The organism is Stenotrophomonas maltophilia (assembly GCF_900186865.1).
Lineage (GTDB): Bacteria > Pseudomonadota > Gammaproteobacteria > Xanthomonadales > Xanthomonadaceae > Stenotrophomonas > Stenotrophomonas maltophilia.
Map to the genome: position 1 here is coordinate 2950144 of NZ_LT906480.1, position 24412 is coordinate 2974555.

At 67.9% G+C, this 24412-nt stretch carries 19 protein-coding genes; 8 read left to right on the forward strand and 11 right to left on the reverse strand.

What is annotated here, in order from left to right; translation table 11 throughout:
• Positions 1 to 58: 58 nt before the first annotated feature.
• The 4 genes from CKW06_RS14070 to CKW06_RS14085 all read right to left on the reverse strand — a co-directional run bounded on the left by CKW06_RS14070 (position 59) and on the right by CKW06_RS14085 (position 3312).
• Complete coding sequence (locus CKW06_RS14070; protein WP_024957413.1) at positions 59 to 619, reverse strand: acyloxyacyl hydrolase; 561 nt, start codon at positions 617 to 619, stop codon at positions 59 to 61.
• A 208-nt stretch (positions 620 to 827) separates the two neighbouring features.
• Complete coding sequence (locus tag CKW06_RS14075; RefSeq protein ID WP_024957414.1) at positions 828 to 2132, reverse strand: ATP-binding protein; 1305 nt, start codon at positions 2130 to 2132, stop codon at positions 828 to 830.
• 1 nt (position 2133) lies between these two features.
• On the reverse strand, positions 2134 to 2820 hold the full coding sequence (locus tag CKW06_RS14080; protein ID WP_095052055.1) for a winged helix-turn-helix domain-containing protein: 687 nt from the start codon (positions 2818 to 2820) through the stop codon (positions 2134 to 2136).
• A gap of 111 nt (positions 2821 to 2931) precedes the next feature.
• The gene (locus CKW06_RS14085; protein WP_024957416.1) at positions 2932 to 3312 is read right to left on the reverse strand and encodes a VOC family protein; all 381 of its coding nucleotides are present in this window, start codon (positions 3310 to 3312) and stop codon (positions 2932 to 2934) included.
• Positions 3313 to 3462: 150 nt separating this feature from the next.
• Between CKW06_RS14085 and CKW06_RS14090 the strand changes: the two genes are divergently transcribed.
• The 3 genes from CKW06_RS14090 (at position 3463) to CKW06_RS14100 (ending at position 7940) form a co-directional block, all read left to right on the forward strand.
• Positions 3463 to 3981 carry a sigma-70 family RNA polymerase sigma factor gene (locus tag CKW06_RS14090; RefSeq protein WP_005409975.1) on the forward strand — a complete coding sequence of 173 codons (519 nt, stop codon included), beginning with the start codon at positions 3463 to 3465 and terminating at the stop codon, positions 3979 to 3981.
• The gene (locus CKW06_RS14095) at positions 3978 to 4922 is read left to right on the forward strand and encodes a FecR family protein (protein WP_024957417.1); all 945 of its coding nucleotides are present in this window, start codon (positions 3978 to 3980) and stop codon (positions 4920 to 4922) included. The genes CKW06_RS14090 and CKW06_RS14095 overlap by 4 nt, the downstream gene beginning before the upstream one ends.
• A gap of 69 nt (positions 4923 to 4991) precedes the next feature.
• Positions 4992 to 7940 carry a TonB-dependent receptor gene (locus tag CKW06_RS14100; protein ID WP_024957418.1) on the forward strand — a complete coding sequence of 983 codons (2949 nt, stop codon included), beginning with the start codon at positions 4992 to 4994 and terminating at the stop codon, positions 7938 to 7940.
• 139 nt (positions 7941 to 8079) lie between these two features.
• On the opposite strand, the gene CKW06_RS14105 is transcribed toward CKW06_RS14100, so the two are convergent.
• Both CKW06_RS14105 and CKW06_RS14110 read right to left on the reverse strand, forming a co-directional pair.
• Complete coding sequence (locus tag CKW06_RS14105; RefSeq protein ID WP_005409978.1) at positions 8080 to 8403, reverse strand: DMT family transporter; 324 nt, start codon at positions 8401 to 8403, stop codon at positions 8080 to 8082.
• A complete protein-coding gene (locus tag CKW06_RS14110) occupies positions 8403 to 8756 on the reverse strand; it encodes an SMR family transporter (RefSeq protein WP_005409979.1) in 354 nt (117 codons plus the stop codon). The genes CKW06_RS14105 and CKW06_RS14110 overlap by 1 nt, the downstream gene beginning before the upstream one ends.
• 160 nt (positions 8757 to 8916) lie before the next feature.
• Between CKW06_RS14110 and CKW06_RS14115 the strand changes: the two genes are divergently transcribed.
• Positions 8917 to 9768, forward strand: coding sequence for a LysR family transcriptional regulator (locus CKW06_RS14115; RefSeq protein WP_024957419.1), 852 nt, complete (start codon positions 8917 to 8919; stop codon positions 9766 to 9768).
• A 664-nt stretch (positions 9769 to 10432) separates the two neighbouring features.
• On the opposite strand, the gene CKW06_RS14120 is transcribed toward CKW06_RS14115, so the two are convergent.
• Positions 10433 to 11353: a M14 family metallopeptidase gene (locus CKW06_RS14120; protein ID WP_024957420.1), complete on the reverse strand. Its 921-nt coding sequence runs from the start codon at positions 11351 to 11353 to the stop codon at positions 10433 to 10435.
• A gap of 131 nt (positions 11354 to 11484) precedes the next feature.
• On the opposite strand from CKW06_RS14120, the gene CKW06_RS14125 reads away from it, so the two are divergent.
• The 3 genes from CKW06_RS14125 to CKW06_RS14135 all read left to right on the forward strand — a co-directional run bounded on the left by CKW06_RS14125 (position 11485) and on the right by CKW06_RS14135 (position 16246).
• Entirely contained in the window at positions 11485 to 13566 is a 2082-nt protein-coding gene (locus CKW06_RS14125) for a TonB-dependent receptor family protein (RefSeq protein ID WP_024957421.1), read from the forward strand.
• 62 nt (positions 13567 to 13628) lie between these two features.
• Complete coding sequence (locus CKW06_RS14130) at positions 13629 to 15401, forward strand: chloride channel protein (RefSeq protein ID WP_032963821.1); 1773 nt, start codon at positions 13629 to 13631, stop codon at positions 15399 to 15401.
• Between the two features lie 128 nt (positions 15402 to 15529).
• Positions 15530 to 16246, forward strand: a complete 717-nt coding sequence (locus CKW06_RS14135; protein ID WP_024957423.1) for an MgtC/SapB family protein — start codon at positions 15530 to 15532, stop codon at positions 16244 to 16246.
• A 31-nt stretch (positions 16247 to 16277) separates the two neighbouring features.
• Here CKW06_RS14135 and CKW06_RS14140 read toward each other — a convergent pair whose 3' ends face one another.
• A complete protein-coding gene (locus CKW06_RS14140) occupies positions 16278 to 16685 on the reverse strand; it encodes a MerR family transcriptional regulator (protein WP_024957424.1) in 408 nt (135 codons plus the stop codon).
• A 63-nt stretch (positions 16686 to 16748) separates the two neighbouring features.
• Between CKW06_RS14140 and CKW06_RS14145 the strand changes: the two genes are divergently transcribed.
• Positions 16749 to 17576: a class I SAM-dependent methyltransferase gene (locus CKW06_RS14145; RefSeq protein ID WP_024957425.1), complete on the forward strand. Its 828-nt coding sequence runs from the start codon at positions 16749 to 16751 to the stop codon at positions 17574 to 17576.
• An 83-nt stretch (positions 17577 to 17659) separates the two neighbouring features.
• On the opposite strand, the gene CKW06_RS14150 is transcribed toward CKW06_RS14145, so the two are convergent.
• The 3 genes from CKW06_RS14150 to CKW06_RS14160 form a co-directional block, all read right to left on the reverse strand.
• Complete coding sequence (locus CKW06_RS14150; RefSeq protein ID WP_019659952.1) at positions 17660 to 17950, reverse strand: DUF6959 family protein; 291 nt, start codon at positions 17948 to 17950, stop codon at positions 17660 to 17662.
• A gap of 121 nt (positions 17951 to 18071) precedes the next feature.
• Entirely contained in the window at positions 18072 to 18908 is an 837-nt protein-coding gene (locus CKW06_RS14155) for an OmpA family protein (protein ID WP_024957426.1), read from the reverse strand.
• Between the two features lie 61 nt (positions 18909 to 18969).
• The gene (locus CKW06_RS14160; RefSeq protein WP_024957427.1) at positions 18970 to 24264 is read right to left on the reverse strand and encodes an ESPR-type extended signal peptide-containing protein; all 5295 of its coding nucleotides are present in this window, start codon (positions 24262 to 24264) and stop codon (positions 18970 to 18972) included.
• Positions 24265 to 24412 lie beyond the last annotated feature (148 nt).

Sequence of the window (24412 nt, forward strand, 5' to 3'; positions counted from 1 at the left end):
TGCATCGCATGCAGGGCCTGTGCTGCTTGTGTAACGACCGGTAGTGCCTGTGCACGCTTCAGTACTCCACGCGCCAGCTGAGCTGCAGCAGGTCCAGCCCCGGGTTGGGCTTCTTGATGCTTGCGTTGGAGTAATGCGAGTAGCGCAGCGAGACGCTGTGGCGTTCGGCTACTTGCAGTCCGATCCCCAGGTGGTCACCGAACTGGAAGGCGGTACTGATGCGACGACCGCCAACACGGGTGGTATCGAACACGGTCGGGCCGACCCCAGCTTCGATGAACAGATGTGCGTTCGGCCACCAGCGCAGCATCGGGATGGCACTGGCCTGCCAGGCGTGCTGACGCTGCGGATCGCTGGCCTGCCACCGCGCAAAGCCCAGCTCCATCGCCAGCTCCAGTTGCCGCCCCGATGCCAGCTCACGTTGCCAAAGTGGGCCACTGTCCCAGATCACGCCTGCCCGCTGGTAGTCACCACGGCCATGGCCCAGCTGCAGGCCTATCGAAGGGCTGGTTTCTGCCGCCGCCGGCAGGACCGGCAACAGGGCCAGCGTGGCAATCCAGGACAGGCGGCGCCGCCGCCGCAGGACGGCTCGGGGAACGGGGAAGACAGGCAGAATCACGCGACAACTCCAGGCGGGAGCCGCACGCCACCCTCACGCCGGCAGGAACCGGCGCGTCACAGGACGTGGGCTGGGGATGACGTGAAGGCAGGCGCGTCCACGGAAGCGCCCGTCACCCGCAAACGCGCAGATGACCGCTTCGACATACAGCCTGGATCACGCCCCCGCCTCGATCCTCGTCACGCGGTATCCGCTTTGTAAGGGATTGTCAGCGCAGCGCCGAAATCGGCCAGCGAACCACGAACGACGCGCCGCCCAAGGCGCTGTCCTCCACCCGCACACTGCCGCGATGGCAGGCCACGATGCGGGCGACCATCGCAAGCCCAAGGCCCACGCCACCGGTATTGCGCTGGCGGCTGAGATCAAGCCGGGTGAAGGGCTGGAACACCCGCTCGCGATCGGCCGCGGCAATGCCGGGACCGTCGTCGCAGACACGTAGCTGCCAGTGGTCGTCCTGCTGCTGCAGCTGCAGGCGGATCCGCGAATGCGCATGGCCCAGTGCGTTGCGCAGCAGGTTGAGCGTGGCCCGCCCCATGTAATGCGGGTGCAGCTGCACCTGTGCCGGCGCGCCATCTGCTACTTCGCATTGGATGCCACTGCCCTGCGCATCGCGACTGATCGCACGCAATTGGTCATGCAGCCAGTCGCGGGCATCGACCGGCTCCTGCTGCAGCCGGCTGCCTATGTGCTCCAGCCGCGCCTCGAACAGCAGCTCGCCGACCAGCTCATCGAGCCCTTGCAGGTCCTCGCGCATCTCCTGCTGCAGCTGCCTGCGCGCCTGCGCATCTTCCTCCACGGCCAGCAGGCCCAGCTCGAACTGCAGGCGCGCGATCGGTGTCCGCAGTTCATGCGAGACATCGTTGGTCAACTCGCGCTGACGTGCGACCAGACCAGCGATGCGTTCGCCCATCTGGTTGAACTGACGGGCCAACGGCGCCACGCTGGAGCGAGGTGAGATCGGCGCACGGGCATCGAGGTCGCCCTCGCCCATACGCTTGCTGGCCGCTGCCAGCCGCTGCAGATCGCGCCAGGTTGGCCATGCCCACGCCATCAGGAACGCAGCCGACACCGAGACCATGAGCAGCACCGCCAGCGCGATGGTGGTCGGGTCCAGCGGCGGTGAACTCGGCAGCCTCAGATGCAGCCACTGCGCTGGCGCAGCGGCGTGCCCGGGGAGCAGCCGATAGAAATCCTGCTGGTCATTGCGGGCGAGGATGCCGTACTCGAGCAGCACCTGCTGCTCCTCCGCGCGCGGCTGCACAGCGTCGGACGCCAGCAGTTCCAGCGCCGGCCCATAGTGCGGCGCCAGACGTTGCAGTTCGGCCGCGCGATCGACAGCGCTGCGGTCCTGCAGCAGTTCGCCCAGGGTAAACAGGGGGCCGCGCACCGCATCGCGGTAGTAGACGTCAGCATCGTCGCTGAAACGCTCCTGCAGCAGCAGTGGCACTGTCCAAAGCGCCACGCCGAATCCAATGCTCGCGAGCACCAGCAGCCGCAGGAAGAAGCGCAGCACGTCAGGCCCCGGCCGGCAGGAACAGATAGCCCTGACCGCGCACGGTCTTGATCCTGGCCGGATCGCGTGGATCGTCCTGCAGCTTGCGCCGCAGCTTGCTTACGCACATGTCGACGCTTCGATCCAGCCCGTTGAAGTCGATGCCGCGCACACTGTTGAGCAGATCGTCACGGCTGAGGACTTCGCCGCTGCGACTGGCCAGCGTCCACAGCATCTCGAACTCGCCGGTGGTCAGCTCCAGGCGACGGTCGCCCAGCTGCACCCTGCGGCTACGACGGTCGATGTCCAGCGTATCGAAGCGCAACCGCTGCTCGTTGGGCTGTGGCTGCGCCGGGCGGCGCAGCAGCGCGCGCAGGCGTGCCAGCAGCACCGGCGGCTCCACCGGTTTGATCACATAATCATCGGCGCCGGACTCCAGACCCAGCACATGGTCCAGCGCGTTGTCGCGCGCGGTCAGCATCAGCACCGGTACATTGCAGAAGTCGCGAAGATCGCGGCAGACCTGGAGGCCATCCCGGCCCGGCAACATCAGGTCCAGCACCACCACCTTCGGTTGGAACGCCTGCACGGCCGCGCAGGCCTGGCTGCCGTCGTGCACGCAGTGCACGTGATAGCCGTGGGGTTGCAGATAGCGGCCAATCAGGCCGGCCAACTTCAGATCGTCTTCCACAAGCAGCAATCGGGTCATCGAGCTCCGTCTCATCCGGCGCCCGCCGTTCGTTGGCGGGCGCGGCCGATTGTACCCACCGGCGGAAAGGCCGCATCGGTCGGAAGTCCCGGATCGTAGCCTGCGTTGTGTTCAGGTCATCACATGCACCGCGCACAGCTTGTTGCCGTCCGGGTCGCGCAGGTAGGCCAGGAACAGCTGGCGCCCGGCCATGCTGCGGATGCCAGCCGGGTCTTCGATGGCCGTACCGCCATGGGCCACGCCAGCATCCTGCCAACCGCGCACGGCCTCGGCACTGTCGAGGGTGAAACCAATGGTGCCGCCGTTGGCATGGCATGCAGGCTGCCCATCGATGGGCGCGGTGACGCCGAACATCCGCCCATCCTTGAAGTACAGCAGCCGACCCTTTTCGTCGAACACACCCGGACGTGCCCCCATCGCGGCGAACAGGGCATCGTAGAAGCGGCGCGCGGCATCCATGTCGTTCGTTCCTACGGTGATGTGGCTGAACATGCGGGCACTCCTTGTGGAAAGCCGCAGTGTCGGCGAGCACGCCGGGCATCGCAAATCCGGCGATCTCCCCCGCTGCGGCATGCCTAGGATTTGTCGTGCGCCGCCCGATCACTCTATAATGGGAATCATTCTCATTAATGGCCCATGCCGATGGCCGTGCCCGCCGCCTCCAGCACCGCGCTGGCGGGGTTCTACCGCGAACACCATGGCTGGCTGCTGGGCTGGCTGCGCCGCCGCACCCACAACGCCGACTGCGCCGCCGACCTGACCCAGGACACCTTCCTGCGCCTGCTCAGCCGGCGCGTCGATCCGTCCGAACTGCGCCTGCCGCGCGCCTATCTCAGCACCATCGCGCACGCGCTGCTGGTCAACCACTGGCAGCGCGCGGACCTGGAGCGCGCCTATCTGACCGCGCTGGCCGCACAACCGGAGCCGGTGCATCCCTCTGCGGAGGAGCGCACGCAGGCGCTGCAGCTCCTGCATGCCATCGCTGACATGCTGTCCGGCCTGGCCGAGCGGCCACGGCGTGCCTTCCTGCTTGCCCGGCTGTCCGGACTGGGCTATGCGGAGATCGGCCAACAGCTGGGCGTGTCCGAGCGCATGGTCAAGAAGTACATGGCGCAGGCGATGCTGCATTGCCTGCGCCTGTCCGGCGACGCGGCGGCATGAGCGCGGCAGTGGCCGGCCCGGCGCTGGAGCAGGCGGCAGAGTGGTTCGCGCTGCGCCAGCAGGGCTGGAGCGACGACGACCAGCAACACTGGCGTGCGTGGCTGCACGCCGACGCCGGTCACGCCGACGCCTGGCGCCGGGTCGAGGCGGTCTGGCAGTCGTTCGCCCCGCTATCGGCAACGGCGGCAGCAACGGCGCTCGATGCTGCCGGCCATCGCCGCCGCCGCGCACTTCGCAGTCTCGGCGGCGCACTCGGCATCGGTGCGGTCTCGCTTCTCGGCCTGCACGGGCTGCAGGCGCAGCGCCACCTGCAGACGCAACGCACCGCTGCCGGGCGCACCGGTCATTGGACGCTGGCCGATGGCAGCCAGTTGTGGCTCAACGCCGGCAGCGAAGTGACCGTCGACATCGGCAACGGCAACCGCGCCCTGCATCTGCTGCGCGGCGAACTGCTGCTGCAGACCGGCCACCAACCCGCATTCGTCGGCCTGCCCCTGACCGTGCATGTACCCGGCGCGCGCCTGCAGCCGATCGGCACCCGCTTCGCGGTCGGCCGCGAAGCCCAGCACAGCCGGTTGGACGTGTTCGAGGGCGTGGTGCGGTGCCTGCCGATGTTCGGCGCGGCGCTGGATGTGCCTGCGGGAAGTGCGCTGCAGATCGGACCGATGGGGGGACTCACAACGGTCGCTGCCGATCCACTGCGCGGCGATTGGCAGGACGGACGCCTGCGGGTGCAGGACACGCAACTGATCCGGGTGATCGACGAACTGGCCCGTCACCATCGGGGCTATCTGGGCTGTGATCCGGCACTGTCCGCATTGAATGTCACCGCGGTATTGCCGCGCCTGGACAGCCTGCAGGCCCTGAAACTGCTGGCGCGCGCCCTGCCGATCCGCATCGAGCAGCGCTGGCCATGGTGGACCGTTGTGCGTCCGCGTTGAAATCGCGGTTCCCTTTCTGCGCGCTCGGCGGGCCCTACAAGGGAACCCATTGCGGATGGCGCCGCCCCCATGAAACTACCCTGCCCTTCCCCTCGCCCGCTTGCCATCGCGCTGTGCCTGGCCCTGGCCACGCCGTGCCTGTTGCCGGCCGCCGCCCACGCACAGAATGCTGCCTCCGCCGTTCGCTGGCAGATCCCGGCCGGTCCGCTTGACCAGGCCTTGACCGCGTTCGGTCAGCAGTCCGGCCTGTCCATCGCTGCCGATGCGCGCCTGACCCGCGGCCGGCACAGCGGTGGCGTGCAGGCCTCGCTCAACACCGAGGCCGCGCTGGCACAGCTGCTCACCGGCACCGGCCTTTCGTTCCAGCGTGATGCCAGCGGCGTGGTGCTGCAGGCCGCCCCGGCCACCGACGCCGGCGTACGCCAGATCGGCACGCTGCGTGTGACCGGCCAGGCCAGCGAAGGCGCTTCGCCGTGGGGGCTGGCCGATGCCGACGCCGTCTACCGCGACAGCGGCTCGCGCGTGCACCTGGACCACCAGCAGCTGGAACGCTTCCGCGGCCAGTCGATCGGCGATGTGCTGGCCGGTGCGGTGGGCGTGCACACCGCTGACGTTCGCAACGGCGGTGCGCTGGACGTCAACATCCGCGGCCTGCAGGGCCAGAACCGGGTGCCGGTGATCATTGATGGTGGCCAACAGGCCATCGATGTCTATCGCGGCTATGCCGGCGTGCAGCAGCGCAGCTACCTGGACCCGGACCTGATCAGCGCGATCAGCATCGAAAAGGGACCGAGCCTGGCCGCCAATGCCGCCAGCGCGATCGGTGGCGTGGTCTACATGGAAACGCTGAAGGACGAGGACATCCTCGACGACGGCCAGGCCTGGGGACTCCGCGTGCGTGGCGGCGTGGCCGACAACAGCATCGACCGCACCCGTACGTTCAAGCAGATCGCGCGTGGCAGCGACAACCGCAACAGCCTGCGCGACCCGCGCGACTGGAACGGCAGCGTGGCCTTCGCCCAGCGCGGCGAAGACTGGCAGCTTGTCGCAGCCTACGCACGGCGCCGCCAGGGCAACTACTTCGCCGGCAGCAACGGCGCCCACCGCTACGACGACCAGCACCTGTCCAGCGGCGGTACCGGCATGTCCAGCCAGGCCGTTTCCAAGCTGTACCACCCGGGCGATGAAGTCCTGAACACCCACACCGACAACGAATCGGCGTTGCTGAAATTCACCTGGACGCCCGACCCGGACCAGCGCCTGGAGTTGAGCCACCGCTTCTTCAACTCCAGCTTCGGCGAAATCATGCCGTCGGCGATCGGCCGCGTGGGCGAGTCCAACGAATGGGTGACCTACGTGGACAAGGCCAACACCATGTTCCAGTTCGAGCCCGGGAAGATGCGGGTCAACGCCACTTCGCTGCGCCATCGTTACCGCCCCGAGGCGCACCCGTGGCTGGACCTGAACAGCACGCTGTGGTTCACCACGGCCACCAGCCGCATGTTCAACAGCAATATCGCCAACACGCCGCTGTTCAAGGACGTGCCCAACGACCAGATGCCCGACACGCTGGGCGAGACCTACGGCCCTGGGCTGCAGTCGGACGTGAAGACCCGGCGTTGGGGCCTGGACAGCAGCAACACCACGCGTTTCAGCAATGATCTGGGCGACTGGACGCTGCGCTATGGCGCGTCCTTCCAGCATGAAGACACCGCACCCAACTCGCCGGTACTGCCGGTGGACTACAACAACAACCGTTACCTGCGATCGGGCACGCGCCGCGAGGCCAGCGTGGTGGCGTCGTTGCAATGGCAGCCGTGGGACTGGCTGTCGCTGACGGCCGGCGGCCGCTTCATCGACTACCGCACCCGCGACCGCAACCGCGTGGCCTTCGTCAGTGAATCGCGCGACCTGCGCTACACCTTCGCGCGCCTGAGCAAGGGTGGCCAGCTGCTGCCGGGCTGGTACAAGGAGTGGTACCCGGATGCACAGGGCAACTACACGTATGACTCGCTGCGCGCCACGCCCTATGGCGACAGCACGCTGGGCCAGACCTACGATTTCGACGGCTTCATCCGTGACCCGCGCGGTGCCAACGGCTTCCATACCAAGCAGATTCCCACCGCCTGGGGCTACAAGCCGGCGATCCGCCGCTCCGGCCACGGCTTCGCGCCGTATGCCGAAGCCCGCTTCAACCTCGACGCGGACATGTTCTTCTACGTGAAGTACGCGCAAGGCTGGAAGATGCCCAGCCTGTTCGAATCAACGCTGGGCAACAGCACCTCGGCGCCGGTGGCCGACCTGAAGCCGGAAAAGAACCGCTCCTGGGACATCGGCTTCAGCCTGCTCAAGCAGGACCTGTGGCGTGACGGTGATCGCCTGGCGTTCAAGGTGGCCTGGTTCAAGAACGATATCGACAACGCCATCACCCGTCGCTTCGATTCCAGCAACTGGGCCTTTTACGTCGACAATGTCGACAACTACACGGTGTCGGGCTACGAGCTGCAGTCCGGCTATGACGCCGGCATCGCCTACCTGGACCTGTCGGCCAGCTATTACCAGCGCGCGCGTACCTGCGATGCGGCCACTGCCAAGCGCCTGCGCGAAGATCCGTATGCGAAGTGGAGCAAGCTGGACACCACACCGGACTGCGTGGACGGCGGCTTCGGCACCTCGTTCGTCAACGCGCAGAACCCGCCGAAGTACTCAATCCACAGCACGCTGGGCTTCCGCCTGTTCGACAAGCGGCTGGATACCGGCATCCGCCGCACCTACAACAGTGGCCCCACCCATGAACTGGACAAGCCCTGGAACACCACCGGCTCGACCGGCCTGCAGAACATCTACCTGCCGACCGCGATCTATGACTTCTATGCGCGCTGGCAGTTCACCCCGAAGGCCGAAGTGGAACTGGTGGTCAGCAACCTGCGCAACACCTACTACATGGACACGCTGGCGATGAGCCTGATGCCGGGCCCGGGCCGCACCACGCGGCTGAACTTCACCGCACGGTTCTAACTGCTGCAGAAACAGCAACGCCCCGGAGGGGTCCTCCGGGGCGCTTGCCTGCGGCGCTCACGCTCTGGCAGGTGCCAACCTTGGTTGGCACAGCGCTTCCGCACCGGTAGATGCCAACCCTGGTTGGCACGGCGACGCGTTACTTCGCGGTACTCAGCAGCAGTACCGCGACGGTCACCAATGCGATGCCGACCCAACCGATCGGACGCAGGCGATTGCCGAACAGCAGGCGTCCGCAGGTGGCGGTACCGATCACGCCGATTGCCCCCCACATCGCATAGGCGGTGGCCAGGTCCATGTAACGCACGGCCTGGCCCAGCAGGGCAAAGGCAATCCAGACCATGACGATGGCTCCAACGCCCCAGCGCCAGCGGCGGAAGCCCTCCGACTTGGCCACCATCATGTTGGCGGCGACGTCGATCAGCGCCGAACAGATCACGAAAAACAGGGCCAGGGTATTCATCAGTGCGCCTCCCCGAGAGTGACGCAGACGATGCCGACCACCGCCAGCACCAGGCCGGCCAGCTGCTGCAGCGACAGGCTTTCACCGAAGACGGTGAGGCCGACCACGGTCAGCAGGGTCAGGCCCAGTCCTTCCCATACCGCGTAGGCCACGCCCACCGCGATGCGGCGCACCGACTGCGCCAGGAAGAAGTAGGACAGCGCCAGCGCGCCGGCCATGACCAGATAGCCGGTCCAGCCGCCATCGCGGGCGGCGTGGGCCATGAACGAGGTGCCGACCACTTCGGCGACGATCGCCACGGTCAGGCAGGCCCAGGCGACCAGCGCGCCACGGGCGGGAACAGTACGGGACATGTGAAGCTCCTTGCAGGGCGGGGACCACTCCGCCTCATCAATGGATCCACGCCGAGCGTGGAGGGTCCGGAACGCCCCGCAGACAGGGGCGACGGCGGCCAGTATCATCGCCTTTTACGGTGGAATCAAAATGGATTCCATCGACAGGAGCGATGGATATATGCCCTACTCCCCTGAATCCCTGCAGGCCTTCGTGGAAGCCGCGGCGCTGGGCTCGTTCTCGGCTGCGGCGCGACGCCTGCGCAAGACCCAGTCGACAGTCAGTACCGCCATTGCCCACCTGGAAACCGACCTGGGCGTGAGTCTGTTCGATCGCAGCGGGCGCTACCCGCAGCTGACCGAGGCCGGGCGCCAGGTGCTGGGGCACGCGCAGGAGATCCTGGCTGCCGATGCGCGCCTGCAACAGTTGAGCGTGCGCCTGGCCGCACCGGTCGAGCCGCGCCTGACCGTGGTGTTTTCCGATGTCTACCAGCTCGATCCAGAGCAACGGATCCTGCAACGCTTCGCCGAGGCGTTCCCGGAGATCGAACTGGAATGGCTGGATGCCGAGGGTGAGGACGTGCTGGAGCTGGTCGGCAGTGGTCGCGCCGCGCTGGGCCTGCTGCCCAGGCAGGAGCGCTATCCCGGTGAATTGACGGCCCGGCCGCTGGCCCACCACAGCGAACTGTCGGTGTACGTGGCGCGGGAACATCCGCTGGCCAGCGCCGGGCGTCGCGCCGCCGCACAACTGGCGCGGCATCGGCAGGTGCGCCTGAGCGCGGAAGTCGATCAATCGCGCGTGGTCACCGGCCTGGCCTGGACCGCCACCGACTACCTGATGGTGATGGAGATGGCCGAGGACGGCATCGGCTGGGCTGAACTGCCCCGGGCGCTGGTGCAGCGCTACGACCGTGGGCGATTGGTGGAACTGGTGCTGCCCGGTTGGCCGCGGCGCATCCACAGCGACCTGCTGTGGCGCCGCGACACGCCTCCCGGACCGGCCGCACTGTGGTGGGCCGACGCACTTGGATGAGGTAGTGCCGGCCGCTGGCCGGCAATCCCAGTGTCCCGTGGTTGCCGGCCAGCGGCCGGCACTACCGATCAATGATGGGCGAGCGCGTAATCCAGCGCCGAGCACACCGCCGCCACCTGCGCGTCGTTGCACTGCTTTGGCGCCGCGACACGCCTCCCGGACCGGCCGCACTGTGGTGGGCCGACGCACTTGGATGAGGTGAGGTAGTGCCGGCCGCTGGCCGGCAATCCCCGTGTCCCGTGGTTGCCGGCCAGCGGCCGGCACTACCGATCAACGATGGGCGAGCGCGTAATCCAGCGCCGAGCACACCGCTGCCACCTGCGCGTCGTTGCACTGCTGTGGCGCCGCGACACGCCTCCCGGACCGGCCGCACTGTGGTGGGCCGACGCACTTGGATGAGGTAGTGCCGGCCGCTGGCCGGCAATCCCCGTGTCCCGTGGTTGCCGGCCAGCGGCCGGCACTACCGATCAATGATGGGCGAGCGCGTAACCCAGCGCCGAGCACAGCGCAGCCACCTGTGCGTCGTTGCACTGCTGTGGCGCCGCGACACGCCTCCCGGACCGGCCGCACTGTGGTGGGCCGACGCACTTGGATGAGGTAGTGCCGGCCGCTGGCCGGCACTACCCGTGTCCCGTGGTTGCCGGCCAGCGGCCGGCACTACCGATCAACGATGGGCGAGCGCGTAGTCCAGCGCCGAGCACACCGCCGCCACCTGCGCGTCGTTGCACTGCTGCGGGGTCGCCCGCGGGCTGTCCGGGTAGACCTCGGTGGTGGTGGTGTAGGTCGCGCCGGTAATCCCGGCGCACAGGCCCAGCTTCACCAGCGGGTACTCGATCACGCCATGGGCCACCACCGGCGAACCGATGATCTCGCCCTTGTCGTCGGCCGGCGCGATGTGAGTGACCTTCTCCACCGCGGCGATCACCGCCTGCTGGAACGCCGCCTGCGGGTTCTCGCTGTCATCCACCAGATAGAAGCCATCGGGAATCAGGCCCGGCTCGAACGGCTTGCCGTCACGCGCGGCCAGCGCCGGGCGGAACTCGCTCTCGTCGCTGTCGGTGGTCTCGTGCAGGTCGATGTGCAGCACGAACTGGCCCTTGTGCGGCGCGATCAGTTCGATGACGGCGGTCGATTCACGGGCCGGGCCATCGGCGCGGAAGTTGCGGTTCGGGTCGATCGCATCGAAGTTCCAGCGGTTGATGCGCTCGAAGCCCCACGGATTCACGCACGGCGCCACCAGCAGGTTGGCCTTGCCGGCATAGTCGGCGGCGTGCTTCTCGAGGAACTCCAGCGCGCCCATCACGCCGCTGGTCTCATAGCCGTGCACGCCACCGGTGACCAGGGCAGCCGGCAGCGCCGGGTTCCAGTCGCGGCTGCGCAGGGCGAACAGGGTGTAGGTCTCGCCAGCGTAGTCGAGCTGGCCATAGGCCACCTTGTCGAAGCGCGGGGCCAGCGCTTCGACGCGCGGCAGCACCTCCTCGTCATAGCGACGCAGGCGCTGCTGGCGGCCACGCCACGCCTCCCGCTCCGCCGCTCCCCACGGCTGGCCAGGGGTTCCGACGGGGTAGAAAGCGGCTTGGGACATGGCGGATCTCAGCGAGTCAGGAAGCAATCGCCCACTCTACCACCCGGGCATCGGCATGACTCGGAGGCGCATTCCATTGGCGAATGGAATCAGCAATAATTCTCATTTACGACCTTCCACAGCCTGCACCGATGCCCATCCACGCCCTGCAACCGGCCCGCCTGCCCTTGGCCGCCGCCCTCGCCCTGTGCCTGCTCCCGGCCACCCGCACCCTCGCCCAGGACAGCGCCACCACGCTGGACAGCATCCAGGTTTCCGGCAGCTGGCTGGGCACCGGCCTGCATGACAGCGTCAAGAGCTTCGCCGGCGCGCGCACGGTGGTTGACCGCCGCCGCATCGAGGCCAGCGGCGCGGCCAGCATCGGCGATGCCATGCGCCGCATCCCCGGCGTGCAGGTCACCGACAACTCCGGCACGGCCGGAAGCTCGGTCTCGCTGAACATCGGCGTGCGCGGCCTGACCGGGCGCTACTCGCCGCGCTCGACCGTACTGCTGGACGGTGTACCGCTGGCGGTGGCGCCGTATGGCCAGCCGCAACTGTCATTCGCGCCGACCAGCCTGTCCAACATCGAATCGATCGACGTGGTGCGCGGCGGCGGCGCGGTGCGCTACGGCCCACAGAACGTGGGCGGCATCATCAACTTCAGCACCCGCGCCATTCCGACCGGCGCGGGCCTGCACGGTGAAGCCGGCGTGCGCTACACCGCCTACGACCATGGCGGCGGTGACAGCACCCAGTACAACGCCTTCCTTGGCGGCACCGGCGACAACGGCCTGGGCGCGGCCCTGCTGTACTCCGGCCAGGACGGGCGTGGCTGGCGCCAGGGCAGCGATGACCGCTTCAACGACCTCGCGCTGAAGTTCGCCTACGCCATCGACGAACAGCAGGAACTGCGCGCCAAGCTGTCCTACTACGATGTGCGTTCGCTGACCCCGGGCGGCCTGACCCGCGCCCAGTACGAGGCCGATCCGTTCCAGAACACCCGCCCTACCGATTTCTGGAAGGGCCACCGCACCGGCATCGACCTGGGTTACACCAACACACTGTCGCCCAACAGCGAGTTCGAGGTGCTGGCCTATTACAACGAAAGCAACCGTGCCAGCTCGCTGATCAATGCCGCCAATACCCAGTTGACCGTGCAGCCGCGCGACTACCGCGTGCTCGGCATCGAGCCGCGCTACACCCAGCGCCTGCACTGGGGCGCCAGCGTGCACGACATCACCGCCGGCTACCGTTTCCTGCGCGAGCGCGGCAACGACCGCAGCTACACCGTTACCCGCCGCACCGGCGTGGCCAGCGCCACCACCCGCTTTGACAACGCCACCGATGCCCATGCGTTCTACATCGACGACCGCATTGCGATCGGCCAGTGGCGGATCACCCCGGGCGTGCGCATGGAATGGATCGACATGGACCGCCGCCAGGCCGGTGGCACTGCGACCTTCAGCAGCCGCAACGACAAGGCCCTGCCCTCGCTCAACATCGCCTACCTGCTGACCCCGCAGCTGACCGTGTTCGGCAACTACACCACCTCGTTCGGGCCGGTGCAGAACATCCAACTGAACTCGCAGACCGCCAGCAATCCGCTGAACCCGGAAATCGCCAAAACCACCGAACTCGGTGCGCGCTGGCAGGACGGTGCACTGCGCGCGGAAGTGACCGTGTTCAAGATGCGCTTCGACAACCAGATCCTGCAGGTGCCGGGCATCACCCCGCCGACCTTCCAGAACATCGGCGCCACCGACCACAAGGGCGTGGAGAGCGCACTGGAGTACCACTTCGCCGAGGACAGTGCGCTGGCCGGGCTGGAACTGTACGCCAACTACACCTGGACCAAGGCGATCCAGCAGTCGGGCGACAACCGTGGCCTGGACGTGCCGTTCTACTCGCGCGACACCGACAGCGTCGGCGCCCGCTACGCGCTGGCCGGCTGGACCTTCAATGTCTCCAGCACCCACCAGAGCGGCCAGTACGCCGATGCCGCCAACACCTGGGCCGAGAGCGCCGATACACGCGTGGGCCGCGTGCCGGGCGTGCGCCTGTGGAATGCACAGGTGGCCTGGCAGGTGCCAGGCCTGGGCGACAGCGAGATCGCACTGGGCGTGAACAACCTGGCCGACAAGCGCTGGTACACCCGCAACGTCGATGGCAATGCCGGCCGCATGGTGGCCGCGCCGCGCACCTTCTACGTGCAGGGCCGCTACCGCTTCTGAGGCGGTAACCGCCCGATGCAGTGACGGTGGCGATCACGGTGGCGGCGTATCATGCCGCCACCATGTCACTGCCTGTTTCGCCATCGCGCCTGCATTCGGCCTTCCAGGGCCTGCGCCTGCGGCTGCGCGGCAGTGATCTGTGGTTCATCGCGCTTGCCCTGCTGGTCGGCCTGCTTGCCGGCTACCTGACCCTGCTGCAGTCCGGCATCGCACGCTGGCTGCAGGGCACCCTGTACGGGCTGGATGAAGGGATGCGCCTTAGCTCCCTGCCCTCGTTGACCTGGACTGCGCTGCTGGTGCTGCCGTTGGGTGGCCTGCTGGTGGGCCTGGTCAGCCTGGCTGCGACCCGGCGCAAACGCCCCCTGCTCGATGCGGTGGAAGCCAATGCCCTGCATGGCGGCCGCATGTCGATGCGCGACAACCTGATCGTGCTGACCCAGACCCTGCTGTCCAATGGCTGCGGCGCCTCGGTCGGGCTGGAGGCTTCGTATACGCAGATGGGCGCCGGCAGCGGTTCCCAGCTGGGCCGGGTGATGCGCCTGCGCCGCAACGATGTGCGTATCCTGGTCGGCGCCGGTGCCGCCGGTGCCATCGCCGCCGCCTTCGGTGCGCCCTTGGCCGGTGCGTTCTACGCCTTCGAGATCGTCATCGGCGCCTACACCCCGGCCGCTCTGGCGCCGGTGGCCGTGGCCGCGTTGGCCGGCGCGTTCGTGGCCGACCAGGCGGGGATCGAGGCCTACCTGCTGCCCGCCGCCTCGACGATTGATGTCCGCGCCGCCGACTACGCCATCTACGGCCTGCTCGGCTGCTGCTGCGCGATGGTCGGCATCGCCGTCATGCGCCTGATCGCCTCGATCGAGGGCACGGTCAAGCGCAGCCCGTTGCCGCTGTGGGGTCGCCCGGTGGTGGGCGGCCTGCTGCTGATTCCGCTGGCCCTGGCCAGCCCGCAGGTGCTGTCGTCCGGCCACGGCGCCCTGCACCTGGACCTGACCACGCACCTGCCACTGATCTGGATCGGCGGCCTGCTGACCCTGAAGTGCCTGGCCTCAGGCATCTCGCTGGGCTTCGGCTTCCGTGGCGGCCTGTTTTTCGCCTCGCTGTTCATGGGCACCCTGGTCGGCGCGTTGTTCGCCGGCCTGCTGGCCATGGCCACCGGCGTGCCGGTGGTCGACGCCACGTCCGCCGCGCTGGCCGGCATGGCAGCGCTGGCCGCGGCGGTGGTCGGCGCGCCGATGACCATGGCCATGCTGGTGCTGGAAGGCACCCACGACTTCCTGCTGACCAGCGTGGTGATGAGCGCGGTGCTGGTGTCCAGCACGCTGGTACGGCAGTGGTTCGGCTACTCGTTCTCGACCTGGCGCATGCACCTGCGCGGCGAGACCATCAAGAGCGCCCGCGACGTGGGCTGGGTGCAGAACCTCAATGCCGGCCGGCTGATGCGCAAGGGCGTGGCCACCGCCCCGGCCGATCTCGATGCCGCCGCGTTCCGCCAGCGCTTCCCGCTGGGTTCGGGCAGCCGGGTGATCCTGATCGACAGCGAAGGCCACTACGCCGGCATCGTGCAGATTCCGCGCGTCTACAGCGATGGCGTGAAGCCGGAAACCACGATTGGCGAGCTGGCCGAGAACCGGGACGTATCGCTGTTGCCAGCCGCGGACGTGGTCAGCGTGATGCAGCGCTTCGACCAGACCCAGGCCGACGAACTGGCCGTGGTCGCCGCCGACGGCCAGGTGCTGGGCGTGGTTTCCGAAGCCTTCGTACGCAAGCGCTACGCCGAGGAACTGGACAAGCGCCAGCGCGAACTGATGGGCGAGCGCGTCGAGGACACCGACTGATCCCGCAAAAAGGGGACGGAGGGGATTAAGTCGTTTCTGGCACGCTGACTAGCCACGCGTGGCGTGGATCGCTGGAAATCCACGCATGGCGTGGCTCTACTGTCACTTCGACCGGGTAGACTCCGGCCATGCGCTTCATTGAGACCTTCCAGGCCGGTCCCTTCGCCGACACCGTGGTGAGCCTGCTGGCCGCCTTCGTGCTGGGCACGCTGATCGGCGCCGAGCGCCAGTACCGGCAACGCACCGCCGGCCTGCGCACCAACGTGCTGGTCGCCGTCGGCGCCGCCGCCTTCGTCGACCTGGGCATGCGCATCGCCGGCAGCGCCGAGGCGGTGCGGGTGATCTCCTACGTGGTCTCCGGCGTCGGCTTCCTCGGTGCCGGCGTGATCATGAAGGAAGGCATGAACGTGCGCGGCCTGAACACCGCCGCCACCCTGTGGTGCTCGGCGGCGGTGGGCAGCTGCACCGGCGCGGACATGCTGGCCGAAGGCGTGCTGCTGACCGTGCTGATCATCGCCGGCAACACCCTGCTGAGGCCGCTGGTGAATGCGATCAACCGCATTCCGATCAATGAGACCGCCACGGAAGCCACCTACGAAGTGCGCCTGAGCGTGGATGCCGAAGCGGTGCCGCGGGTGCGCGAGCGCCTGGTCGATGCGTTGGAAGCAGCGCAGTATCCGGTCGGTGATGTGCAGGTGGTCGAGCATGCCGATGCACCCACCGATGTGATCGCGGTGCTGGTCAGTACCGCCGTGAGTGCCGATGAGCTGGACGTGGTGCTGGCGCGGATGGAGCACGTGCCGGGCGTGCTGCATGCCACCTGGGAAGTCAGTACCCGCGATTGAATCATCCTCGCATGGCGTGGATGCGCTTCTCTCACCCACCCGCCATGCGCTGCTGTGCCCGCAGCAGCTTGCGGAATGAACCGCACTGTCGCGCATCCTGCGCTTCCGGGCAGGCCGCCGCGCGCTGCAGGTGCCGGCGCACCCGCTGCAGCTGGGTGATCTGCCGCTGCAGCACATCGGCCTGTGCCAGCAGTGCCTCACGGTCCAGCGAGATACATCCACGCTGCGGCGGCAGCGATGCCCCGATCTGCTGCAACGACGGCCCAGCCGCCTGGCCAAGACCGATCAGCGCCAGCCGTTCCAGCACCTGCTCGTCGTACTGCCGGCGCAGGCCGCGACGGCCCAGTGCCTGCAGCAGCCCAAGCTGTTCGTAGTAGCGCAGGGTCGAGGCCGGCACGCCACTGCGCTTGACCACCTCGCCGATATCCAGTTCACGCACGGGCTTGACCTCAAGTGACCTTCAAGCGCCAACCTATGGGCGACTTCCCCGCAAGGCAAGGCCATGACCAGTACACCCCCCGTTGATCAGAACGCTCTGTGGAACGGCCCCGGCGGTCAGATCTGGGTTGCGCAGCAGGCCATCCTCGATGGCCTGTTCCAACCCCTGGCCGACCTGCTGGTCGACGAACTGCCCGACACCGTCACGCAACTGCTGGATGTAGGCTGCGGTACCGGTGCCAGCCTGCTGGCATCAGCCGCCGCACGCCCGTCGGCACACTGCACCGGCCTGGACATCTCCGCGCCGATGCTGGCGCTGGCCCGTCAACGCGCCGAGGCGGCAGGACTGGACGCAGACTTCATCGTCGCCGATGCACAGCAGCATCCGTTGCCCACCGCGCACTTCGACTGGGTCCAATCTCGTTTGGGCGTGATGTTCTTCGAGGATACCGAAGCGGCCTTCGCCAACCTGCACCGCGCCGCGCGGCCAGGTGCCGGCCTGCGTTTCATCGCCTGGCGCAGCGCAGCGGAGAACCCGTTCATGACAACGGCCGAACGCGCCATTGGCGATGAACTCGATCTACCCCCACGCGCGCCAGGAGCACCCGGCCAGTTCGCCTTTGCCGATGGCCAGCGCGTGCGGCGCCTGTTGCAGGCCGCCGGTTGGAAGGATGTGGAGATGGTCGCGGTGGACCTGCCGTGCTCGATCGCCCGCGATGCGCTGCCGACCTACGTGGGTCAGCTGAGCCCATTGGGCCTGGCGCTGCGCAACCTGCCCGAAGACCGGGCCACCTCGCTCCGGAACAAGGCGGTAGCGGCATTCACCCCGTTCATCGAGGGCGACCGTGTGCGCGTGGACGCAGCCTGCTGGCTGGTACGCGCCCTCGCCTGATACAAAAAGGGGACGGAGGGGATTAAGTCGTTTCCGGCACAGCCGGGGCAAGAACGACTTAATCCCCTCCGTCCCTTTTTTCACTACAGCGCCTCGCCGGCGTCGGCCAGGCGCGATTCAATCAGCGCATACCACTGCTGCAGCACGTCGATCAGCATGTCCAGTTCGGCGTCGGTACGCTGTGCGCGGCCACTGCGCAGGCAGGCCTGGGCTTCCTGCAACTGGGCAAGGAAGCCGGCCACGGTGTCCGCCTGCAGGATCAACCCCGGCAGGCGCCGCCCGGGAATGCGCACCACCGCATGGTTGCCGAGCTGGCCGTACACACTCAGTGTGGTTTCCGTCTTCATGGAAAGAGGCAGGAATTGAGCGTTCATCGCGTGCACCAGGGAAAACCTGAGCCGCCGGCAGGCGTGGTCAACGGGGGAGACGTAACCACGTCCTGCCGACGGTCAGGGGGGACTCGGGATACCGGGGCATGGCCCCGGTGCGGGATTCTCAGCGCGGCTGGGCCATTCCGGCGATCTGCACGCGACGGTTCGGCGCCAGGCAGGCGATCAGCTCGCGACGGTTGCGCTGCTCGCACTGCACGATCGGCTCGGCTGCGCCCCGCCCTTCGGCGCTGATGCTGGCCGCAGGCACTCCACCCTGCACCAGCGCGCTGCGCACGGCCTCGGCACGTCGCTGCGACAGTGCCTGGTTGTAGCTGGCACTGCCGATACGGTCGGTGTACCCGGTCACCCGGATCGACTGCACCTGCGCGGCCTCGCGTACCTGCGCCAGGATGCCCTGCACCGCCTGCTGGCCTTCAGCGCTGAGTACCGCACTGTCGAAGCCGAACAGCGCGTCGGCCGACAATCGCAGCGGCTGCTCCGGCAGCGGCGCCGGTGCAGGCGGCGCCGGCGGCCGCGGCGGGTCGAGCACCGCCGCACATGATTCAGGCTTCCAGTAGCCACCCTGGGCGATGCCCTTGCTGTCGAAGCGCACCTGGAACTGGCAGGTGAAATACTCCGCGCCCTGCGCAGTGCGGAAGTTGAAGAGGTAGTTCCACTCGCGCACGCCCCACATGCCTTCGTTGAAGTGCGGCGTGCCCAGCAAGGTATACAGCTGCCGCTTGCTCATGCCCGGCGCGAAGCGGCGCAGGTCGGCGACGTCGGGATAGATGCCTTCCTTCAACGAGGCCTTCGAGGCCTCCGGGAACTGCACGGCGGTGGTTTCGGCAGGACCATCGGCGGCCGGCGCATGGCTGCGGCAGGCGGCCAACAGGCCCATTCCCAGGACCAGGCCCAGCACTGCGGCCATCTGGCCGGTGCGGGCGATGCGATGCTGTTTCATGTCATTCCCCCTTTGGACGTTTCCGCGATGCCGGGCCGCGCATGCGGCCCGGCGGCGGGGATCACCACTGGATGCCGGCACCGACGGCCACACCGGCCTCGCCACGGCTGTTGGTGGAGCCGCTGAACTTGTAGATCCAGCGCCCTCCCTCGGAGACACCGGAGATACCGACTGCCACGCCCGACTCGCCGTTGTAGCTGCCGGCGGCGACCGAGGCCATGCTGCGGCCCGCTTCGCTGGGCTGCGGCAGGGCTGCGGTGGCCATCGCCGAGGCGATACCGGCCGAAGCGCGGTTGTCGGTCTTGCGCAGGTCACGCTCGAAGCCGCCCATGCGCTCGTCGGTGTAGGCCTTCGACCAATCCAGGGTCTGCGCCATGCCCGACTTCAGCTGGTCCACGTTGACCGCGTCGGTACCGGCGGTGCCGGCGGCGACGTTGCGCACCGTGGTCGGGCCGCTGTTGGTGCTGCCCAAGGTGACGCTGTTGTAGTTGGTCGCACCGTTCACCGTGGTGTCGTAGCGGATCGTGCCCTGCTGCGAGGCCTGCAGCTGGCGCACGTTGACCGCATCGGTGGCCTGCGAACCGTCGGCCACGTTGACCACCTGGCGTTCGGCACCGGCGGCACCCACCGAGACCGTGTTGGCCCGGTTCGCCACCGAACCCGCACCCAGCGCCACCGAGTTGTCGGCCTGCGCCTGCGAACCATTGCCCAGCGCGGTCGAGTTGGCACCGGCGGCAGTGGAGCCTGCGCCACCTGCGGCCGAGTTGGCACCGCTGGCGGATGGATCGGCCAGGTTGTTGGTGTTGTTGGCGCGGAAGCTGCCGGCCACGTTGGTGATGTTCTGGATCTTCTGGTCGGTGTACTTCTTAGATTCGTCGATGGCGTAGTTCACGCCATTCTTCAGCTGGCCGACATTGGTTGCGTCGTACGTATCGGAGCCGTCGGCGACATGGGTGATCTTGCGCTCGCTGCCAGTGCTGCCGATGGACACCTCACCGGCCGAGTTGCTGGCGCCGGTCTGCCCGTACGCGCCGGTATAGCCGCTCTGGGCGCCAACGCTGGCCACCGAACCGGCACCCAGCGCCACGCTGTTGCCGGCGCTGGCGCTGGCGCCGTTGCCGACCGCCACGCTGTTGGCACCGGCTGCACTGGCCTGCGGCCCGACCGCCACCGCTTCCGCACCGGCAGCCGTTGCAGCCGCTGCCGTCGAGTTCACCGCCAGGTAGGCACTGCCACCGCCACCGTTGGTGATGCGCTGGTTGAGGACCTTCAGCGAGCCGTCCACTGCAGTGAAGGCGGCGGTGACGTTGTTGTAGTCGCCGCTGGTGAAGGTGCCATCGGTGGCGATGCTGGAGATGCTGAACTTCGGCGCGGTCCACACGTTGGTGGTGCCGTTGTAGGCGGTCGTGCCACCGAAGTAGTTGGCGATGGTGCTGTTCGTGTTGAACAGCTGGTCGCCGGTGATGGCATCGCTGCTGCCGGCCAGGATGCTGCCGGCGGCGACGTTGGTGATCTTCACCGCGCCGGTGCCGGTGCCCGTCAGCGTCACGCTGTTGAGCACGTTGCCGCTGCCGTCGACGTCGTACTTCACGGCAAGCTTGTCGATCTCGCCGGTCTGGTCGGCGACGTTGGCCAGCGAGTTGCTGACCGCATCGAAGGCGGTACCGACGTCGTTGTAGCTGCCCTTGGTCACGGTGCCGTTGGCGGCGACATTGTTGATCGAGTACGTCGGTGCGGTCAGTACGCCGCTGGCGTTGACCGCCGCGCCACCACCCAGATGAGTGGCCACGGCCTGGTTGGCAGCAAACAGCTGGGCTCCGTTGATGGCCTCGCTGCTGGTGGCACTGACCTGGCCCGGGCCGAGGTTGCGCAGCGTGGTGGCGGTGCCGGTCTGGCCGAGCGTGGCACTGGCGTAGTTGACGCTGCCGTCGCCGTTGAGGTCATAGCGCAGGGCGCCCTGCTCCGACGCCTGCAGCTGGCCCAGGTTGACCGCATCGGTCGCGGCGGTACCGGCGGCCATGTTGGTGACCTGGCGTTCGGCACCCGCCGCACCGATGGACACGCTGTTGGCACGGTCGGCCAGGCTGCCGGCACCCACCGCGATACTGTTGGCGGCGGTGGCGCGGGCGTTGGTACCGACCGCGATCGAGTCGGCGCCGGTGGCCAGCGCCTCGGTACCGGTCGAGTTCACCCGCAGGTACCTGGTGCCACCGTTGCGGATATCGGTGATCTGCGTGTTGAGATTGACCAGCGAGCCGTCGACCGCGGCGAAAGCATCAGTGGCGTTCTCATACAGGCCCTTGGCGATGGCGCCGCCGGTGGAGATGGTGCTGATCTCGAACAGCGGTGCAGTGAACGCGCCGCTGGCCGGATCGAAGGCCGCGCGGCCGCCGAAGAAGCTGGCGATGGCAGCATTGGTCGCCGCCAGCTGGCCGCCATTGACCGCTTCCAGGCTGCCGGTGGTGACCGCACCGCCGGCCAGGTTGCCGATGGTGGTGGTGCCGGTGCCCGCGCCAAGCGTGACACGACGGTAGTTCGGATTGCCGCCGGCATCCAGGTCGTAGGTGACGGCGGCATCGGCCACGCCGTTGATCAGGCTGATCGCGCCCTTCAACTGGGCTACGTTGACCGCATCGGTGTTGACGCTACCGGCAGCCACGTTGGTGATCTGGCGCTCGCCACCACCGGCGGTGCCCACCGACACTTCGCCCGCCGAAACCTGCGGAGCAGTCAGGCCGTAAGCACTGTAGCTGGCCTGCGCGCCGCGCAGTGCGGCCGAGCGGTAGCCCAGTGCGACCGAGTTGGCCTGGTTGGAGGTGGCTTCAGCACCGAGCAGGGTCTGCCCGTTTGCGGTACCGACGGCACTGTCGCCGACGATCACCGAATGGCCCATGCGCGCAGCGTAGTCCGCGGTCGGTACACCGGTCGGGTTGCTCGGGTCGTTGACCCCATCACCCGGGAAGGCGACGTTGGCATCGACCTTCGGCAATTCGTGCCGTGCATTGGCACCGATCACCACTTCCTTCGAACCGTTGGCGAAGGCGCCATCGCCCATCAGCACCTGGTAGTCCTGCGCGGCGTTCACGGCCCAGCACGAGATGTCAGCCAGGGCGACGTCCAGGCACTTGGCGGCCCACGCCGGCGAGTCCTTCGGCAGCAGCAGGCCCAGCAGGCCGCCCGGATTGCCGTTGTTGATGTTGTAGATGTAGCTGTCGGAGGTAACGCCACCGATCAGGGTCAGGTGCGAGCTGCCACCGGTAGCGGCACCGCCCAGCCCGTTGAGGGTGCTGCCGACCGGCGACAGGTTGACCACCGGCAGGCCCAGCACATTGACCGTCGAGTAGGTCTGCATCACGTTGGCATTGCTGAGCTTGAGGTTGCCGTTGCTCAGGTAGCCATCGCCACCGAACAGGCTGGTGGTGGTCGGGCCGATCAGCTGCCCGACATTGCCGACCAGGCCGCCGGTGCCGATGATCAGGCCCGCGTTCGGATCGGCCGGAGCCGGCGCCTTCGGGCTGGTGGGCGGGATCGCCGAGGGCTTGGTCAGGCCGAGGCCACCGAGCGTGCCGCCGACCAGGCCGCCGACCGCGCTGCCCAGATTGCCGAGGGTGCCATTGAGGTTGCCGTTGAGCAGGTTGCCCACGGCACTGCCGACGTTGCCGAGCGTGTTGCCCAGCAGGCCACCCAGGCCAGTGCCGGAGCCGGTGGCGCCATTGAGCAGACCGCCGACGGAACCGACGGTGTTGTTGAGCGTGCCGCCGACCGCAGTGCCGACGCTGCCAACCGTGCCGCCGACTGCGCCACCCACGCTGCCGACGGTGCCATTGAGGGCGCCGCCGACCGCACCACCGACGCTGCCTACGGCGCCGTTCAGTGCGCCGCCTACGGCGCCCACGGTGTTGTTGAGCGTGCCGCCCACGGCACCGCCGACGCTGCCGACCGTACCATTCAGGGCGCCGCCGACCGCACCACCGACGGTGCCTACGGTGCCGTTCAGTGCGCCGCCCACGGCGCCCACGGTGTTGTTGAGCGTGCCGCCTACGGCGCCGCCCACGCTGCCGACCGTGCCATTCAGGGCTCCGCCGACCGCACCACCGACGGTGCCTACGGCGCCGTTCAGTGCGCCGCCTACGGCGCCTACAGTGTTGTTGAGTGTGCCGCCTACGGCGCCGCCCACGCTGCCGACCGTGCCGTTGAGGGCGCCGCCGACCGCACCACCGACGGTGCCTACGGTGCCGTTCAGTGTGCCGCCTACGGCGCCGCCCACGCTGCCAACCGTGCCATTCAGGGCACCACCGACCGTACCACCGACGCTGCCCACGGTGCCATTCAGTGCGCCACCCACGGCGCCTACAGTGTTGTTGAGCGTGCCGCCTACGGCGCCGCCCACGCTGCCGACCGTGCCATTGAGGGCACCACCGACCGCGCTGCCGACCGTACCGACGGTGCCGTTGAGCGCACCACCGACTGCATTGCCTGCGGCGCCGACCGCACTACCCACCAGCCCACCGACACCCAGCGCGCTGTTCTGCGCCGCAACCGTTGCCTGGCCGGCCAGTTTCAGATTGCGATCGGCAACCACTTCCTGGCCATTCGGCGCCTGCACGCGCACCTTGCCGGCAGCACCAGCATCGAATGCTGCGGTGATCGCGCGATCGTGGGTTTCTCCCGGCAATTCCTCCTTGGCGGGCAGCGTGATCGCCGCCGTCGCCTTTACCTGGCCCTGGGCGTCGATCTGGTGGCCTGCCACCTTCAGCTTCGAATCCAGCGCCCCATCCACAGAAGCCTTCAGACCCCGCAGTGCGCCCGCCGGCGCGCCGCTGATGCCGGCGGCCGCCTTTGCACCGGCATCGATTGATGCCACCTGAGCGCCGCCAAGACCGATGTTGGCATTCGCTCGGACATCAGCGGCAAGCCTTGGCACGGCGACCTGCTTCGGCGCCGTGTTCGCGGCCAGCTTGACCTGCACGGAGGCCGGCAGCACGTCACGCACCACCGGCAGCGACGCGGTGCTCAACTGCAGGCCGACGCGCGCATCCGCGCTGATCGCCGGGCTGCTCTGGGCCTGGCTTGCGGCAGCCGCGAGGGCTACCTCGGCATCGACCTTGACTGGCATCGGCTGGGTGTACTTGGCTGCAAGAGCCTGCAGATCACGCAGCGACTGATTGGATTCGGATGCTCCCGCGTGGCCACTGGCCAGCACACACAGCAGTGCCAGGGCGAGCGTGGTGGGCATCAGCAGGAAGGCGCGCGGATCCCGCGCGGCGCTGCCGCCGCTGTCGCCGGTGGCCAGTTCCGAGGCCACAACCAGAGCATTGAGCTGGCGGTTCCATACACGCCGGTAGATGCGATTCATGAGCACTTCCCCCGTAGGCGAACAACTTGAATGTCAGTGGACTTGCCGTTAGGCAGGTGACTGACATTTCAGCGTTTGCAACGGTGGCTGCGCACTTCATTCCGGCACGGCAATCGCGCATTCCGGCAAATCCACGGCCGGAATCGGC